Raw genomic sequence first — 17,179 nt, 5'->3', positions numbered from 1 at the left:
CATGGTGACTCTCACGGTGTTCGCTTCTTCACGTTCGCCTTCCGGCTCCGACCACTCACCGGCGCGTTGCGCTCGCGCCGCGCAGTGAGCGCTCGCTCAATCGTTCAACGCAGCCTGCGCGTCGCCGGCGGACGCGCGTCCCTCAGCCGGCTCGCGCTTGCCCGACGCCCCCGTGGCGCCGCGAATAAACAGCACAGCGCAGGTTGCGCACATCGCCCAGATGCCCAATACGACCAGCCACTTTTCCATTTCGCTGTCCTTAACCCCGTGCCGTTGTTGTTGGCGCGCCATCGCGTCGCGCCCGCTATGACTTCTTTAACGGCGCGCCGTCCGGTTTGATAAGGGCTGATGCAAAAGAAATGACGCCAGGGAAAATACCGATCCTTACGGCGCTCGCCGGCTGCGGCGCCACCGCCCGCAAACCCGCGTCGAATAAGGGTTTCGCTCGGGTGCAACCAATCCGGCGCAGCGGTTGCACCTTTTTATTGAGAGGGGTACGATTCGGCCAACTTTTAGTCTTTCACCAGCATTTCGTCTGGTCTCCGAAGAAGGAAACATGGCTAGCACCACCCTTGGCGTCAAGGTCGACGACCTCCTGCGTTCCCGGCTGAGAGATGCCGCTACGCGCCTCGAACGCACTCCGCACTGGCTGATCAAGCAGGCGATCTTCGCGTACCTCGAAAAGATCGAACAAGGCCAATTGCCGCCGGAACTGTCGGGCGCGGCCGGTTCGGCCGAGATGGGCGACGGCGCGGCGGTCGAGCATGACGAAGACGGCGCCGCGCATCCGTTCCTGGAGTTCGCGCAGAACGTGCAGCCGCAATCGGTGTTGCGCGCGGCGATCACCGCGGCTTACCGTCGGCCGGAGCCGGAATGCGTGCCGTTCCTGCTCGGCCAGGCGCGTTTGCCGGCCAAGCTTGCCGGCGACGTGCAGGCGCTCGCCGGCAAGCTCGTCGAAACGCTGCGCGGCAAGAGCAAGGGTGGCGGCGTCGAAGGACTGATCCACGAATTCTCGCTGTCGAGCCAGGAAGGCGTCGCGCTGATGTGCCTCGCCGAAGCACTGCTGCGCATTCCCGACCGCGCCACGCGCGACGCGCTGATTCGCGACAAGATCAGCAAGGGCGACTGGAAGTCGCACGTCGGCCAGGCGCCGTCGATGTTCGTCAACGCCGCGACCTGGGGCTTGATGATTACCGGCAAGCTCGTGACGACCAACAGCGAGACGAGCTTGTCGTCGGCGCTCACGCGTCTGATCGGCAAGGGCGGCGAGCCGCTGATCCGCAAGGGCGTCGACATGGCGATGCGCCTGATGGGCGAGCAGTTCGTCACCGGCGAGAACATTTCCGAAGCCCTGGCGAACAGCCGTAAGTACGAAGCGCGCGGTTTCCGCTACTCGTACGACATGCTCGGCGAAGCGGCCACGACCGAGGCCGACGCGCAGCGCTACTACGCGTCGTACGAGCAGGCGATTCACGCGATCGGCAAGGCGGCGGGCGGCCGCGGCATCTACGAAGGTCCGGGCATCTCGATCAAGCTGTCGGCGCTGCATCCGCGTTACTCGCGCTCGCAGCAGGAGCGCACGATGAGCGAGCTGCTGCCGCGTGTGCGTTCGCTCGCGATTCTCGCGCGCCGCTATGACATCGGCCTGAACATCGACGCGGAAGAAGCCGACCGTCTGGAGATCTCGCTCGATCTGCTCGAAGCGCTGTGCTTCGATCCCGAATTGGCCGGCTGGAACGGCATTGGCTTCGTGGTGCAGGCGTATCAGAAGCGCTGCCCGTTCGTGATCGAATACATTGTCGACCTCGCGCGCCGCAGCCGTCACCGGATCATGGTGCGCCTCGTGAAGGGCGCGTACTGGGACACCGAAATCAAGCGCGCACAAGTGGACGGCCTCGAAGGCTATCCGGTCTACACGCGCAAAATCTATACGGATGTGTCGTATCTCGCGTGCGCGAAGAAGCTGCTCGGCGCACCCGACGCGGTCTATCCGCAGTTCGCCACGCACAACGCGCACACGCTGTCGGCGATCTATCACCTCGCGGGCAACAACTACTATCCCGGCCAGTACGAGTTCCAGTGCCTGCACGGCATGGGCGAGCCGCTGTACGAGGAAGTGACGGGTCCGGTTTCGGCAGGCAAGCTGAATCGTCCGTGCCGCGTCTACGCGCCGGTCGGCACGCATGAAACGCTGCTCGCGTATCTTGTGCGCCGTCTGCTCGAGAACGGCGCGAACACGTCGTTCGTGAATCGTATCGCCGATGAAAACGTCGCGATTGATGACCTGATCGCCGATCCGGTCGAAGAGGCGTCGAAGATCGTCCCGCTCGGCGCGCCGCACGCGAAGATTCCGCTGCCGCGCAATCTGTATGGCACTGAGCGTCTCAATTCGATGGGCCTCGATCTGTCGAATGAGCATCGTCTCGCGTCGCTGTCGTCGGCGCTGCTGGCGAGCGCGAATCATCCGTGGCGCGCCGCGCCGATGCTCGCCGACGATCAGATCGCGTTGGGCAATGCGCGCGACGTGCGCAATCCCGCGGATCATCGCGATCTGGTCGGCACGGTTGTCGAAGCGAGCGCCGAACACGTGAGCGCCGCATTGGCGCACGCGGTCGCCGCCGCGCCGATCTGGCAGGCGACGCCCGTCGAAGCGCGCGCCGATTGCCTCGCGCGCGCCGCCGATCTGCTCGAAGCGCAAATGCATACGCTGATGGGTCTCGTCGTGCGCGAAGCGGGCAAGTCGCTCGCGAACGCGGTGTCGGAGATTCGCGAAGCCATCGACTTCCTGCGCTACTACTCGACGCAGATTCGCAGCGAGTTTTCGAACGACACGCATCGTCCGCTCGGGCCGGTTGTCTGTATCAGCCCGTGGAATTTCCCGCTCGCGATTTTCATGGGCCAGGTCGCCGCCGCGCTCGCAGCCGGCAACACGGTGCTCGCGAAGCCCGCGGAGCAAACGCCGCTGATCGCCGCGCAAGCCGTGCGGATTCTGCGGGAAGCAGGCGTGCCTGCGGGCGCCGTCCAGCTTCTTCCGGGCGACGGCGAAACGGTCGGCGCTGCACTCGTCGCCGATGCGCGCACGCGTGCCGTGATGTTCACCGGCTCGACGGAAGTCGCGCGTCTCATCAACAAGACGCTGTCGAGCCGCCTCGACCCCGAAGGCAAGCCGATTCCGCTGATCGCCGAAACGGGCGGTCAGAACGCGATGATCGTCGATTCGTCGGCGCTCGCGGAACAGGTGGTGGCGGACGTGATGCAGTCGTCGTTCGATTCGGCCGGCCAACGTTGCTCCGCGCTGCGCGTGCTGTGCTTGCAGGACGACGTCGCGGACCGCACGCTCGAAATGCTGACGGGCGCCATGCGTGAGCTGACGGTCGGCAATCCCGATCGGCTGTCGACCGACGTCGGCCCTGTGATCGACGTGGAAGCGAAGCGTGGCATCGACGCGCACATCGCCGCGATGCGCGAAAAAGGCCGCAAGGTCGAACAACTGCCGCTGCCGGAAAATTGCGCGCAAGGCACGTTCGTCCCGCCGACGCTGATCGAACTCGACAGCATCGACGAATTGAAGCGCGAAGTGTTCGGCCCGGTGCTGCATGTGGTGCGTTATCGCCGCAGCCAGCTCGACGCGCTGCTCGAACAGATCCGCGCGACGGGTTACGGGCTGACGCTCGGCATCCATACGCGAATCGACGAAACCATCGCGCATGTGATCGGCCGCGCGCATGTCGGCAACATTTACGTGAACCGCAACGTGATCGGCGCGGTGGTCGGCGTGCAGCCGTTCGGCGGCGAAGGTTTGTCGGGCACGGGTCCGAAGGCCGGCGGCGCGCTGTATCTGCAGCGTCTGCTCGCGAAGCGTCCCGCTGGTTTGCCGAACTCGCTCGCGCAGGCGCTCGTCGCCGATGTACCGCAACGCCCGGAAAACAGCGACAATCCGTCCGCCGCGCTGACTGCATTGACCGCGCTGCGCGACTGGCTGATCGCCGAACGCGAGCCGCAACTGGCCGCGCGCTGCGATGGTTATCTGTCGCATATGCCGGCCGGTGCAACGGCGGTACTGACCGGACCGACCGGCGAGCGCAACACGTACACGCTGGGCGCACGCGGCACGGTGCTGTGCATCGCATCGACCGCAAGCGGCGCGCGCGTGCAGTTCGCGGCCGTGCTGGCTACGGGAAATCGTGCGCTGTTCGAAGGCGCCGCTGGTGAACAATTGGTCGCGCAACTGCCGGCGTCGCTGAAGTCTTATGCGAGCGTGCGCAAGAATGCCGACACGCCGTTCGACGCGGTCCTGTTCGAAGGCGATAGCGACGAACTGCTCACGCTCGTGAAGGAAGTGGCGAAGCGCCCGGGACCGATCGTATCGGTGCAAGGCGTCGCGTCACGCGCGCTCGAAAACGGCGACGAAGACTACGCGCTCGAACGTCTGTTGACGGAGCGCTCGGTCAGCGTGAATACGGCAGCCGCTGGCGGTAATGCGAATTTGATGACGATCGGTTGAGCGAACCTCATCGATCGCGCAGGAAAACGCCGGGCCGCCCCAAGTTTTCTTGCACCCCCTCGGGGGGCCTGGTGCGAAGCGCCAGGATTTGGGGGCGGTCATCAAAACGGAAGCGGTAACGGCGATCCCGGAAACCGCTCCATCCACACCTGGTACCAAGGAGAAGATATGCAACACAAGATGAAACTGCTGGCAGGCGCAGCGCTGGTTGCGGCGATGTCGGTGGCGGGGACGGCCAACGCTCAATCGACGGAAGACGTGAAGGTCGGTTTCGCCGGCCCGATGACGGGCGCGCAGGCGCACTACGGCAAGGACTTCCAGAACGGCATCACGCTGGCTGTCGAAGACATGAACGCGACGAAGCCGGTGATCGGCGGCAAGCCGGTTCGCTTCGTGCTCGACGCCGCGGACGACCAGGCTGACCCGCGCACCGGCACGACCGTCGCGCAGAAGCTGGTGGACGACGGCATCAAGGGCATGCTCGGCCACTTCAACTCGGGCACGACGATCCCGGCATCGCGCATCTACGCGAACGCGGGCATCCCCGAAATCGCGATGGCGACGGCACCTGAGTACACGCAGCAAGGCTTCAAGACCACCTTCCGCATGATGACGTCCGACACGCAGCAAGGTTCGGTTGCCGGCGCGTTCGCGGTCAAGACGCTGGGCGTGAAGAAGATCGTGATCATCGACGACCGCACGGCCTACGGCCAGGGTCTCGCCGATCAGTTCGAGAAGGCGGCGAAGGCTGCGGGCGGCACGATCGTCGATCGCGAATTCACGAACGACAAGGCCGTGGACTTCAAGTCGATCCTGACCAAGGTGAAGTCGGTCAGCCCGGATCTGATCTATTACGGCGGCGCCGATTCGCAAGCAGCGCCGATGGTCAAGCAGATGAAGGCGCTCGGCATCAAGGCGCCGCTGATGGGCGGCGAAATGGTCCACACGCCCACGTTCATCAAGATCGCGGGCGACGCGGCGAACGGCACGGTGGCATCGCTCGCCGGCCTGCCGCTGGAAGAAATGCCGGGCGGCAAGGACTACGTCGCGAAGTACAAGAAGCGTTTCAACGAAGACGTGCAAACGTACTCGCCGTACGCATACGACGGCGCAATGGCGATGTTCGCCGCGATGAAGAAGGCGAATTCGACCGATCCGGCGAAGTACCTGCCGGTGCTGGCCCAGACGTCGATGCCGGCTGTGACGTCGTCGAACCTTTCGTACGATGCGAAGGGTGACCTGAAGAACGGCGGCATCACGCTGTACAAGGTTGTCGACGGCAAGTGGACGACGCTGCAAAGCGTGGGCGGCAAGTAAGCTACTTTTTGCAGCTTGCTGTGACGTTGTGAGAACCCCGCTTCGGCGGGGTTTTTTTATGGGTTACAGGCGGGGCCTTTCTCTATTCCCCGCGCAACTTCCTCCCCTGCTCCCGAATCTGCTCGAGCGTCGCGCCTGGCGTACTCGCTTCCTGCGGCATGCGAATCTCGATTACCGCCGCGCGCTTCGCTTCCAATGAACGCTGCAACGCCGGGAGAAAATCTTCGGTACGTTCCACCGTTTCGCCGTGTGCGCCGAACGATCGCGCGAATGCCGCGAAGTCGGGATTCGTGAGCCCGGTGCCATGCACGCGGTTCGGATAGTGCCGTTCCTGATGCATGCGGATCGTGCCGAAGTGCCCGTTGTTCACGACAATGAAAAGCACATGCAAGTCGTATTGCATCGCCGTCGCGAGTTCCTGCGCAGCCATCATGAAGCAGCCGTCGCCGGCCAGCGCGACCACCGCGCGTTGCGGATAGAGCGACTTCGCCGCGATCGCCGCAGGCACGCCGTAGCCCATCGCGCCGCTCGTCGGTGCAAGTTGCGAGCGGTAGTGCCGATACGAAAAGTGCCGATGCAGCCACGTCGCGTAATTGCCTGCGCCGTTGGTCAGGATCGCGTCGTCAGGAAGATGCGCGCGCAACTGTTGAATGACTTCGCCCATCTGCACATCGCCGGGAATCGGGCGAGGCTTGCGCCACTCCAGATACGCGCGATGCGCTTCGTCCGCCGCGCCGCTCCATGCGAGTGTTTCGGCCGACGGCTTCAAGGCCGCCAGCGCCGCCGTCAGTTCCGGCATGCCGGAGACGATCGGCAGATCGGCCGCATAAACGCGTCCCAACTCTTCCGCGCCCTGATGAACGTGAACCAGCGTCTGCTTGGTCTTCGGAATGTCGAGCAGCGTGTAGCCATTCGTCGTCGCCTCGCCGAGTCGCGGCCCGAGCACGAGCAGCAGATCGGCATCGCGGATACGCTGCGCGAGTGCCGGATTGATGCCGAGCCCGACATCGCCGGCATAGTTCGGATGCTCGTTATCGAGCGTGTCCTGGAAGCGGAACGCGAGGCCAACCGGCAACTGCCAGTTCTCGACAAAGCGTTGCAGGTCCGCGCATGCGCCGGGCGTCCAGCCGCTGCCGCCCGCAATGACCATCGGCCGTTGCGCGCGCTCGAGCAGTTCGCGAAGCCTGTCGATCTGTGCCGCCGACGGCGACGCCGCCACTCGCTGATAAGCCGGCGCGCCGGGCACGGCGTCGCATGCATCGCTCAGCACGTCTTCGGGCAAGGACAGCACGACAGGTCCAGGACGCCCGGATGTCGCCGTGTGAAACGCGTGACTCAGATACTCGGGAATGCGCTTCGGATCGTCGATCTGCGCGACCCATTTCGCCATCTGACCGAACATGCGCCGATAGTCGATCTCCTGAAACGCTTCGCGGTCGAGATGCTCGCGCGCGCATTGGCCGATCAGCAGAATCATCGGCGTCGAGTCCTGAAACGCGGTGTGTACGCCGATGGACGCATGCGTCGCGCCGGGTCCCCGCGTGACGAGCGCGACGCCTGGCCGGCCGGTCAGCTTGCCGACCGCTTCGGCCATGTTCGCGGCCGCCGCTTCATGGCGGCAGACAATCGTCTGAATGCGCGTGGTCTCGTCGTGCAGTGAGTCGAGCACCGCGAGAAAGCTCTCGCCGGGCACACAGAAAACGCGCTCGACACCGTGCGTGAGCAACGCATCGACGACGAGGCGCGCGCCGGTCGTTCGAGCGGCGGCAGAATCGGAAACGGGAGCATTCGGCAGCGACATTGCGATGGGGCCTCCAGGCAGTGAGTGCGGTGAGTGCAGTGAGTGCAAGTGAGCCCCGACAGCTTACGCCGACAGCGTGTGCAGTGTCACGGCGCAGCGCAATGCATGGTCACGCCGCGGACATGGCCCCGCGAATGCGCAAACAAAAACGCGGGCCGAAGAGCCCGCGTTTCGATACGCCGCGATCATCGAATCGCCCATCAACACTCGACGATATTCACCGCCAAACCGCCGCGCGAGGTTTCCTTGTACTTCGTCTTCATATCCGCGCCGGTCTCGCGCATGGTCTTGATGACCGAATCGAGCGACACGTAGTGACTGCCGTCGCCGCGCAACGCCATGCGCGCCGCGTTGACCGCTTTCACCGATGCCATTGCATTGCGCTCGATGCACGGAATCTGCACCATGCCGCCGACCGGATCGCACGTGAGCCCGAGGTTGTGCTCCATGCCGATCTCGGCCGCGTTTTCGACCTGCCTCGGCGTGCCGCCCATCACCGCAGCGAGCGCGCCCGCGGCCATCGAGCACGCGACGCCCACTTCGCCCTGGCACCCCACTTCGGCACCGGAAATGGACGCGTTCAGCTTGTACAGAATGCCGATAGCCGCAGCCGTCATCAGGAAGTCGATCACGCCCTGCTCGTTGGAGCCGGGCATGAAGCGCGTGTAGTAATGCAGCACGGCCGGGATGATGCCGGCCGCGCCGTTGGTCGGCGCGGTGACGACTCGCCCGCCCGCGGCGTTTTCCTCGTTGACGGCGATCGCATACAGGTTGATCCAGTCGACCATCGAAAGCGGATCGCGCAACGCCAGCTCAGGGTTGCCCGACAGCGCACGATACAACTGCGGTGCGCGGCGCTTCACCTGGAACGGGCCGGGCAAATTGCCGTCCGCGTCGGGATTGTTGATGCCGCAACCACGCGACACGCACGACTGCATCACGTCCCAGATTTTCAGCAGGCCCGCGCGCGTTTCTTCTTCGGTATGCCAGACGCGCTCGTTGTCCCACATCAATTGCGCAATGCTTTTACCGGTCGATTCGCACAGCGCGAGCAACTCGTTGCCGCTGCGAAACGAGTGCGGCAATTGATCGACGGCAGCCAGCACTTTCGTGTTCGGCGCGCCGGCCGTCACAACGAATCCACCGCCTACCGACAGATACGTCGATTCGCGCAACGTCTCGCCGTTTGCGTCGAACGCGCGCAGCTTGAGCCCGTTCGGATGTTCGGCCAGCGCCTGGCGATAAAACGAAATGTGGTCCTTCTGCACGAACGGGATTTCATGCGTGCCGAGCAATGCCAGCTTGCGCCTGCTGCGCACGGCTTCGAGCCGCTCTGCAATCGTGTCGGGATTCACTGTGTCGGGCGCGTCGCCCATCAGACCGAGCATCACGCCGCGATCCGTGCCGTGACCTTTGCCCGTCGCGCCGAGCGAGCCGTACAGATCGACCTTCACCGAGGCCGTGTTCGCAAGGAGCCCGTCGCGTTCGAGCCCTTGCGCGAACATCAGCGCCGCGCGCATCGGCCCGACCGTATGCGAGCTCGACGGACCGATGCCGATTTTGAAGAGATCGAACACACTGACTGCCATTGACTGCTCCCTGCTGATGAAATGTTGGTTTAGCGCGCCGGCATCGGCAAACACACGGCAAGCCATGCGGGCGGCGTTGCTGCAAGTTGCAGCGCGATCGGCGTATAGCGTCCGTCGAGACGCGCCGCCAGATGAAAGAGCTCCGTCGCGTTCTTCGGGTCCCATTGACCCGAGTAGCCGGGCAAGCCGGCTTCGCGACGTTTGGCGTCGAAGGCGACGCTCGAATGCACGAATTCCTCGTGCGTCTTGCTGCCGGCCGCATACGGCGCGAGCCAGTTGAGCGCGGCCTGCAGCGACGCGCCGTTCGCGCCCTTCTCCGGCAGCCAGTTGCGGTTGTGGCGGCGCGCCGCAACGGCGGCAGTGACCAGCGGCTGCAGATCGTAAGTGACGTAGTGCAGCGCATCACGTTCGGCGAAATCGACGGTCGAGCCATCCGGCTCGATGTTGTCGCCGACATGCTCGACAAAGAGACGCTGCGCCGCGTTGATCATCTTGCGGTTGTCGAGCGTGAAGGCGGCCATTGCAATCAGTTTGATCCGGTGGCTTTGCCAGTTGTTCCGGTAATTGCCTTTCAATGGACGCGGCTGCTCGTCGATCTGCGCGATATAGCCGTTCGCGAGCTTCGTCAGAAACGCCATCGACGCATTGCGCGTTTTCACGGGCAGCGCGCTCGCGGTCATGTCGTACGCGAGAATCAGCCCTTCGAAATGCGTTTCGTCGATGGGATTGAAGCTCGGCTGATAAGTCGTGACCCACGCGTACAGCAAGCGATCGACGAGCTTGAGATAGCGGTCGTCGCTCGTTGCGCGCCACGCGAGCGCGGCGTCGCGCAGCAAGTCCAGATCTTTCTCCGCCTCGACGCTCTGATCGTAAATGCCCTCGTGCGGCAGCGTGCCTTCGGTGTGCAGCTTGGCCTGCGCGTGCGGCCGGTCGTTCAGATGCGCCTGCACATTGCTCACCAACGCCTTCACGCCGGGATCGGCGTTCGTGCGCTCGCTGGTTTGCCACGCGGGCGCCGCGCAAAAATTCATTGCGGCGTGCGCGTGCCGCAGCGGCAGCAACGCGGCGGCGCCGGCGAACAGCATGGCGCCCGCTTGCCGCCGCATATGGATGCGCGTCGCTTTGGCCAGGCTTTGCATCAATCGCACCTTTCGCACCATGCGAAACTCCTCGTTGGGCTGATTTGGTGTGTGATGTTAGCCGTTTGCGGCCTGAAGCGACAGAAGCGCGCGCCGCCCGTCTATCAGCACGGGTAACGCGCGCCGAAGGCAACGCTTACTCGTAATCGGCGACCGGCACGCAGGAGCAGAACAGGTTGCGATCGCCATACACGTTGTCCGCGCGGCCGACCGGCGGCCAGTACTTCTTCGCGATCAACGTGGGCAGCGGATACGCCGCGGTTTCGCGCGCATACGTGTGCTTCCAGTCGTCGGCGATCACGACTGCGGCCGTGTGCGGTGCGTGCTTCAGCGGATTATCTTCGCGGTCCGAATGGCCTTCTTCCACCGCGCGAATTTCCTCGCGGATCGCAATCATCGCTTCGATGAAACGGTCGAGTTCTTCCTTCGATTCCGATTCGGTCGGCTCGACCATCAACGTGCCCGGCACCGGGAAGCTCATGGTCGGCGCATGGAAGCCGTAGTCGGCGAGGCGCTTCGCGACGTCGTCGACGGTGATGCCGCTCGTTTCCTTGATCGGACGCAAATCCAGAATGCATTCGTGCGCGACGAGTCCGCCGGGGCCCGAATACAGCACCGGATAATGCGGCGCGAGTCTCTTCGCGACGTAGTTCGCATTGAGGATCGCGGTTTCGGTCGCGGCGGTCAGGTTTTTCGCGCCCATCATCGCTATGTACATCCACGAGATCGGCAGGATCGACGCCGAGCCGTACGGTGCGCCCGACACAGCGCCGATGCCGTTCGGCGCGCGCTCATAGCCCGACGAAATCTGATTCGGCAGGAACTGCGCGAGATGCGCGCCGACCGCGACCGGACCGACGCCCGGTCCGCCGCCGCCGTGCGGAATGCAGAACGTCTTGTGCAGATTCAGGTGCGAGACGTCGCCGCCGAATTGACCCGGCGCCGTCAGGCCGACCATCGCGTTCATGTTCGCGCCGTCCACATACACCTGGCCGCCGCGCGCATGCACGATCTCGCAGATTTCGCGCACGTTCGCCTCGAACACGCCGTGCGTCGACGGATACGTAATCATGATCGCCGCGAGTTTGTCGGCGTGCTGATCGGCTTTCTTCTTCAGATCCTCGATGTCGACGTTGCCCTGCGCGTCGCACGCAACCACCACGACCTGCATGCCCGCCATTTGCGCCGAAGCCGGGTTCGTGCCGTGCGCCGAAGCCGGAATCAGGCAGACATTGCGATGCGCTTCGCCGCGCGACGCGTGATACGCGTGAATAATCAGCAGGCCCGCGTACTCGCCTTGCGAGCCGGCATTCGGCTGCAGCGACACCGCTGCATAGCCGGTTGCCGCGACCAGCATCGCTTCGAGCTGATCGATCATTTCGCGGTAGCCGACGGTTTGCTCTGCGGGCGCGAACGGATGAATCTGACCGAACTCGGGCCACGTGACCGGCAGCATTTCCGAGGTCGCGTTCAGCTTCATCGTGCACGAGCCGAGCGGAATCATCGAACGGTCGAGCGCGAGGTCCTTGTCCGACAGGCTGCGCAAATAACGCAGCATTTCCGTTTCCGAATGATGACGATTGAACACGTGGTGCGTGAGGTACGCGCTCGTTCGTTCGAGCGATGCCGGCACCGAAGCCGTGTTCGACGCGGTCAGCGCAGAGTCGAGCGCGTCGACTTGCGGGACATCGCGTGCGCCCGCGGCTTGTGCAAACACCGCGAGCAGATCGGCGAGGTCGGCGCGCGTCGTCGTTTCGTCGATGGACACGCCGACTTGCGTATCGCTCACGCGGCGCAGGTTGATGCGCCTCGCGTTGGCCGCGTCGTGCAGCGCCTGCGTGCGCGCGCCGGCGTCGAACGTGAGCGTGTCGAAAAACGTTTCGTTGACGAGCGTGTAGCCGAGCTGCTTCGCGCCTTCCGCGAGCAATGCGGCGATGCGGTTCACGCGCAACGCGATGGTCTTCAGGCCGCGCGGGCCGTGATAAACCGCGTACATGCTCGCCATGATCGCGAGCAGCGCTTGCGCGGTACACACGTTCGACGTCGCCTTCTCGCGGCGAATATGTTGTTCGCGCGTTTGCAGCGCGAGACGCAGCGCGGGATTGCCTTGCGCGTCGACGGTCACGCCGACGAGACGGCCCGGCATCTGACGCTTGAATTCGTCGCGCACGGCGAGATACGCCGCATGCGGACCGCCGAAGCCAACCGGCACGCCAAAGCGCTGCGTGTTGCCGACAGCCACGTCCGCGCCCCATTCGCCCGGCGGCGTCAGCACGGTCAGCGCGAGCAGATCGGCGGCGACCACCACGTGGCCGCCCGCTGCATGGATCGCTTCGGTGAGCGCGCGGTAGTCGCGCACATCGCCGTTCACGCCCGGATATTGCAGCAGCACGCCGAATGCGTTCGCATTCGCGGCTTCATCTGCGGGGCCGACTTTCACTTCGATGCCGACCGGGGTTGCGCGCGTCTTTATCACTTCGACGGTTTGCGGCAACACGTCGTCGGCGACATAGAACACGTTCGACTTCGGCTTGCCGACGCGTTGCAGCAGCGTCATCGCTTCGGCTGCGGCGGTGGCTTCGTCGAGCAGCGACGCGTTCGAAATCGCGAGCCCTGTCAGATCGATCACCATCTGCTGGAAGTTGAGCAGCGCTTCGAGTCGGCCTTGCGAGATTTCCGGCTGATACGGCGTGTACGCCGTGTACCACGCGGGATTTTCGAGCACGTTGCGCAGGATCACCGTCGGCGTGTGCGCGTTGTAATAACCCTGCCCGATGTACGAGCGGAACACCTGGTTTTTGTCCGCGAGTTCGCGCAATGCGGCGAGCGCTTCGGCTTCGCTTTTCGGTTGCGTGAACGGACCGAGCGGCAGCGGCTCGGTGCGGCGGATCGTCTTCGGAATGACGGCGTCGATCAGCGCGGCGCGCGACGCGAAGCCCAACGCTTCGAGCATGGCCTGCTGGTCGGCCGCATCCGGGCCGATGTGCCGTTCGGCGAAGGCGTCATGCACTTCGAGCGCGGCAAGCGAGAGAGGAGTGCGGTTCATCAGACGATCCGGGTGTTCGAGCTTCATGGTGTTCCTGGCGGTGCGGCTGTCCTTGCGCGAAGGGCGCGCCGCACCTGACGGTTAGACGAGAGGTGAATCAGGCGCCGATCGACTTCGTGTACGCGTCGGCGTCGATCAGACGGTCGAGCGTGGCGTCCGCAGCCGGCTTGATCTTGAAGAGCCAGCTTTCGTACGGCGTGCTGTTGACCGAATCCGGTGAGTCGGACACGGCGCTGTTCGCTTCGATCACTTCGCCCGAGACCGGCGCGTAAATGTCCGACGCGGCTTTCACCGATTCGATCACCGCGACCGTGTCGCCGGCGGTCACGGTCTTGCCCAGTTCCTGGACTTCGAAGAAGACGATATCGCCGAGCGCTTCCTGCGCGTGGTCGGTAATGCCGACCGTCAGCGTGCCGTCCGCTTCGGTGCGGACCCATTCGTGCGATTCGGTGTATTTCAGATCGGCCGGGATGCTCATCGGATGCTCCTATGCGGTGTGATTCGGTAGTGACTGGATAAGGGACGCGCGCGCCGGTGGCTTGCGGAGGCTCAGGCCGCCGCGAGCACTTTGCCGTTGCGCACGAACGGCAGTTTTACCACGCTTGCAGGAACGGATTTGTCGCGAATCTGCACGTGGACGATATCGCCCGGCTGCACGCCTTGCGGCACGCGCGCGAAGGCGATCGATTCCTGCATCGTCGGAGAAAAAGTGCCGCTGGTGATTTCGCCTTCGCCGTGCGGCGTGACGACCTTCTGATGCGCGCGCAGCACGCCTGCGGCCTTGCCGTTTTCCTTGCGCAAGATCAGGCCGACGAATGCGGCCTTCGAGCCGTCCAGTTCGAGCCTGCTTTTGCCGACGAATTCCCGCGGCGAAGCGAGGTCGACGGTCCACGCGAGACCGGCGTCGAGCGGCGAGATGTTGTCGTCCATGTCCTGGCCGTACAGATTCATGCCGGCTTCGAGGCGCAGCGTGTCGCGCGCGCCGAGACCTGCCGGGCGCACGCCTTGCGCTTGCAGCGCGTTCCATAGCGCAACCACGTGGTCCGCAGGAACGATGATCTCGAAGCCGTCTTCGCCGGTATAGCCGGTGCGGGCGACGGTCAGTTCGCCGAACGGCGTGGCTTCGATGCGCGCGGCGTTGAAGGGCTTCAGCGCCTCAGTGGCGGCGCGGAGGGAGGGCGCCGTCTGCCAGACCTTCTCACGTGCGTTCGGACCTTGCACGGCGACGATCGCGAGATCGCGGCGCGGCGTGATCGTCAGGCCGAAGCCGCCTTCGTTCAGTTGATTGAACCACGCGATGTCTTTGTCGGCGGTGCCCGCGTTGACGACCACGCGGAAATGATCTTCGCCGAAGTAATAGACGATCAGATCGTCGATCACGCCGCCGTCGGGGTTCAGCATGCACGAGTAGAGCGCGCGGCCCGGTGTTTGCAGCTTGCCGACGTTGTTGGCCAGCGCGTATTCGAAGAACGCACGCACGCGCTCGCCGGTGAAATCGACGACGCACATGTGCGAGACGTCGAACATACCCGCGTCGGTGCGCACCGCGCGGTGTTCGTCCATCTGCGAGCCGTAGTTGACGGGCATGTCCCAGCCGCCGAAATCGACCATGCGGGCATTCAGCGCGCGATGGGTGGCGTTGAGCGGAGTGTGTTTGAGTTCGGTCATGGGGCCTCGGGCGTCTCGCGAAACAAAAAAGGCCATGCGGCGCCGCGCCTCGCGCCTTTAGCGGCGAGCGTGGTGCTGCATGGCCCCTCTGTCCTCGATACCTGAGAGATTGCGCTGCCGTGGCGATATGGATTCGCCACGGTGAACGCGCGCCCCTTCGGTGGGCAGCTTGCCAAGGTCTGCGCGGCGTGTGCGACGCAGACGGCTACTGCCGCTCTCCAGAGTGCGAAAAACCGCGCCTTGATGTTTGCCAGCGTATTGCCTGGCTGTTACGTGGGCGCGAGTTTTTCGACGCGGTCGGTCCTTTTGCCTGAGAGTTTCCGGGTGTGCCCCTTCGGCGGCGCGGCCTGCGAATTCAGCGGCCAGCGCGCTCTCCCGACGCGTGCGGCGAATGTACGCGAGGCCCGGAGGCTTGTCAAATAAAGGGCGTGTCCGCCGAAGGGCTGGTGCGCCGCGCTTTAGGGCCGGCTTCGGGCCGGCATGTTGCGCCGGCTCGCCGTCATTCGCCGATCGCGCGCGCCGCGCCGTCGAGTTCCTCGTTGAGCACGCGCTGTTCGTCGGCGGACAGACCGCCGCCGTGCTGCGCGGCCATGTCGTGCGCTTCGCGCCGGATCACGTCGAGCCGATGATGCAGCTCGCCCCCTTGCGGCGGCGGGTAATAGCCCTGATTCACGCGATTGTCGATACGGCGGCTCAGGTTGTCGATGCGGCCGTCGACCTGACGCAGCCGCTTGTCGGCAATCTGCTGCGGGTTGGGGCGCGGCGCCGGTTCGGGCTGCGGCGCGACCACGCAGGCGGCGAGGGAACCGAGCAATGCGCATGCGGCGAGCGCGCGGATGATACGTGGCATGGACTCTCCGTGAAGTCGTTGTCGTTTTGCGATGCTACAGACGTAGCAACGGATCACGGCTCGCTCACGCTGACCCCAAAGGCCGGCCGATTTGTAACGTTATATTGCTTGCGGTTTTGTCAGTCGGCTGCCGGTCGCTTGCCTGTCGCCTGTCGAGGTTTGCCGGCGCGAGGTGCGAGATGCTTCGCTTCGCGCCGGCCTGGGCGTTTAACGAATGCGTTCGAACGGCAAGCGGATGCCTTCGTCGGAACTGCGCGCCGCGAGTTCGATGATCGTCATCACATCGACGGCGTCTTGCGGGCTCACGGGGAACTTCACGCCGTGTTGAATCGCGTCGGCGAGCGCGATATAGAAGCCCGCGTAATCGCCATTGCGCGTCGGCACTTCCCGCTCTGCTTCGCGATCGCCGCCGAGCACCCGCAGCGTGCCTGCCGCGTTGCCGGCGGCGAAGCCCTCGTCGCCCGGACGCAGGCCCGCTTTCAACTGGTCCTCTTGCGTGTCGAGCCCGTATTTCACGTAGCTGCCGCGGGTGCCGTGAATGACGAAGCGCGGCGCGACGATCGCCGTCAGCGCGCTTGCATGCAGCACGACTTCGAACGCGCCGTAGCCCAACTGGATATGCACGTAGTCGGGTGCGCTCGCCTGATCGCGATGCGTGCGCACCGTTGCCGCCACGGTCTGCGGCGCGCCGAACAGCGCGAGCGCCTGGTCGATCAGATGCGGCCCGAGGTCGAACAGCAGACCGCCGCCGCGCGACGCTTCCTCGCGCCAACGCTGGCGCACTTCGGGCCGGAAGCGGTCGAAATGCGATTCATAGTGCGTGACGCGCCCCAACTCGGCGCTCGCGAGCAGATCGCGCACGGTCAGAAAATCGCCGTCCCAGCGGCGGTTGTGAAACGGCACGAACAGCTTGCCCCGCGCGAGCGCGATGTTGGCGAGCGTGTGCGCGTCTGCGGCGGTGAGCGTCACCGGTTTGTCGACGACGACGTGCTTGCCCGCTTCCAGCGTGCGGCGCGCGAGGTCGAAGTGCGTGTCGTTCGGCGTGGCGATCACGACGCAGTCGATGTCGTCGAGCGCAAGCAGCGCGTCGAGGTCGGCGACGACTTTCGCGTGCGGATAGTCGGCGAGCGCGGTCTCCGGCTTGCCGGTGGCGATAGCCGCGACGCTCGCGCGGCCGCAGTGCGCGATCACCGGCGCATGAAAGGTCGCGCCGGCGAACCCGTAACCCATCAATCCCATTTTCAGCGATGCGGACATGCGTGTCT

Annotated in this window: 11 protein-coding genes and 2 riboswitches; of the genes, 2 read left to right on the top strand and 9 right to left on the bottom strand. The window is 64.6% G+C overall.

Annotation, left to right across the window (positions count from 1 at the left end; genetic code table 11):
• Positions 1–96: 96 nt before the first annotated feature.
• Entirely contained in the window at positions 97–249 is a 153-nt protein-coding gene (locus P0D87_RS08705; protein WP_006050855.1) for a hypothetical protein, read from the bottom strand.
• A 307-nt stretch (positions 250–556) separates the two neighbouring features.
• Between P0D87_RS08705 and putA the strand changes: the two genes are divergently transcribed.
• A complete protein-coding gene (gene putA / locus P0D87_RS08700; protein ID WP_053858901.1) occupies positions 557–4,504 on the top strand; it encodes a trifunctional transcriptional regulator/proline dehydrogenase/L-glutamate gamma-semialdehyde dehydrogenase in 3,948 nt (1,315 codons plus the stop codon).
• Between the two features lie 168 nt (positions 4,505–4,672).
• Positions 4,673–5,821, top strand: coding sequence for a branched-chain amino acid ABC transporter substrate-binding protein (locus P0D87_RS08695; protein ID WP_053858900.1), 1,149 nt, complete (start codon positions 4,673–4,675; stop codon positions 5,819–5,821).
• An 82-nt stretch (positions 5,822–5,903) separates the two neighbouring features.
• On the opposite strand, the gene P0D87_RS08690 is transcribed toward P0D87_RS08695, so the two are convergent.
• The 8 genes from P0D87_RS08690 to P0D87_RS08655 form a co-directional block, all read right to left on the bottom strand.
• Entirely contained in the window at positions 5,904–7,622 is a 1,719-nt protein-coding gene (locus P0D87_RS08690) for a thiamine pyrophosphate-binding protein (RefSeq protein WP_053858899.1), read from the bottom strand.
• Between the two features lie 200 nt (positions 7,623–7,822).
• Entirely contained in the window at positions 7,823–9,211 is a 1,389-nt protein-coding gene (locus P0D87_RS08685) for an L-serine ammonia-lyase (RefSeq protein ID WP_053858898.1), read from the bottom strand.
• A 29-nt stretch (positions 9,212–9,240) separates the two neighbouring features.
• On the bottom strand, positions 9,241–10,371 hold the full coding sequence (locus P0D87_RS08680; protein WP_053858897.1) for an alginate lyase family protein: 1,131 nt from the start codon (positions 10,369–10,371) through the stop codon (positions 9,241–9,243).
• Positions 10,372–10,486: 115 nt separating this feature from the next.
• Positions 10,487–13,423: an aminomethyl-transferring glycine dehydrogenase gene (gcvP, locus tag P0D87_RS08675; RefSeq protein WP_053858896.1), complete on the bottom strand. Its 2,937-nt coding sequence runs from the start codon at positions 13,421–13,423 to the stop codon at positions 10,487–10,489.
• 70 nt (positions 13,424–13,493) lie between these two features.
• The gene (gene gcvH / locus P0D87_RS08670; RefSeq protein ID WP_006050862.1) at positions 13,494–13,874 is read right to left on the bottom strand and encodes a glycine cleavage system protein GcvH; all 381 of its coding nucleotides are present in this window, start codon (positions 13,872–13,874) and stop codon (positions 13,494–13,496) included.
• 71 nt (positions 13,875–13,945) lie between these two features.
• Complete coding sequence (gene gcvT, locus P0D87_RS08665) at positions 13,946–15,064, bottom strand: glycine cleavage system aminomethyltransferase GcvT (protein ID WP_053858895.1); 1,119 nt, start codon at positions 15,062–15,064, stop codon at positions 13,946–13,948.
• Between the two features lie 78 nt (positions 15,065–15,142).
• Positions 15,143–15,296, bottom strand: a riboswitch (glycine riboswitch).
• Positions 15,297–15,352: 56 nt separating this feature from the next.
• Positions 15,353–15,452: riboswitch (glycine riboswitch) on the bottom strand.
• Positions 15,453–15,563: 111 nt separating this feature from the next.
• Entirely contained in the window at positions 15,564–15,914 is a 351-nt protein-coding gene (locus P0D87_RS08660) for a hypothetical protein (protein ID WP_053858894.1), read from the bottom strand.
• A 207-nt stretch (positions 15,915–16,121) separates the two neighbouring features.
• Positions 16,122–17,171, bottom strand: a complete 1,050-nt coding sequence (locus P0D87_RS08655) for an oxidoreductase (RefSeq protein WP_053858893.1) — start codon at positions 17,169–17,171, stop codon at positions 16,122–16,124.
• Positions 17,172–17,179: the final 8 nt, after the last annotated feature.

The sequence above is a fragment of the Paraburkholderia sp. RL17-368-BIF-A genome (assembly GCF_046054045.1).
Taxonomy (GTDB): domain Bacteria; phylum Pseudomonadota; class Gammaproteobacteria; order Burkholderiales; family Burkholderiaceae; genus Paraburkholderia; species Paraburkholderia graminis.
Note: the sequence above shows the minus strand (reverse complement) of the source record. Positions and strands in the feature narration are given on the sequence as shown.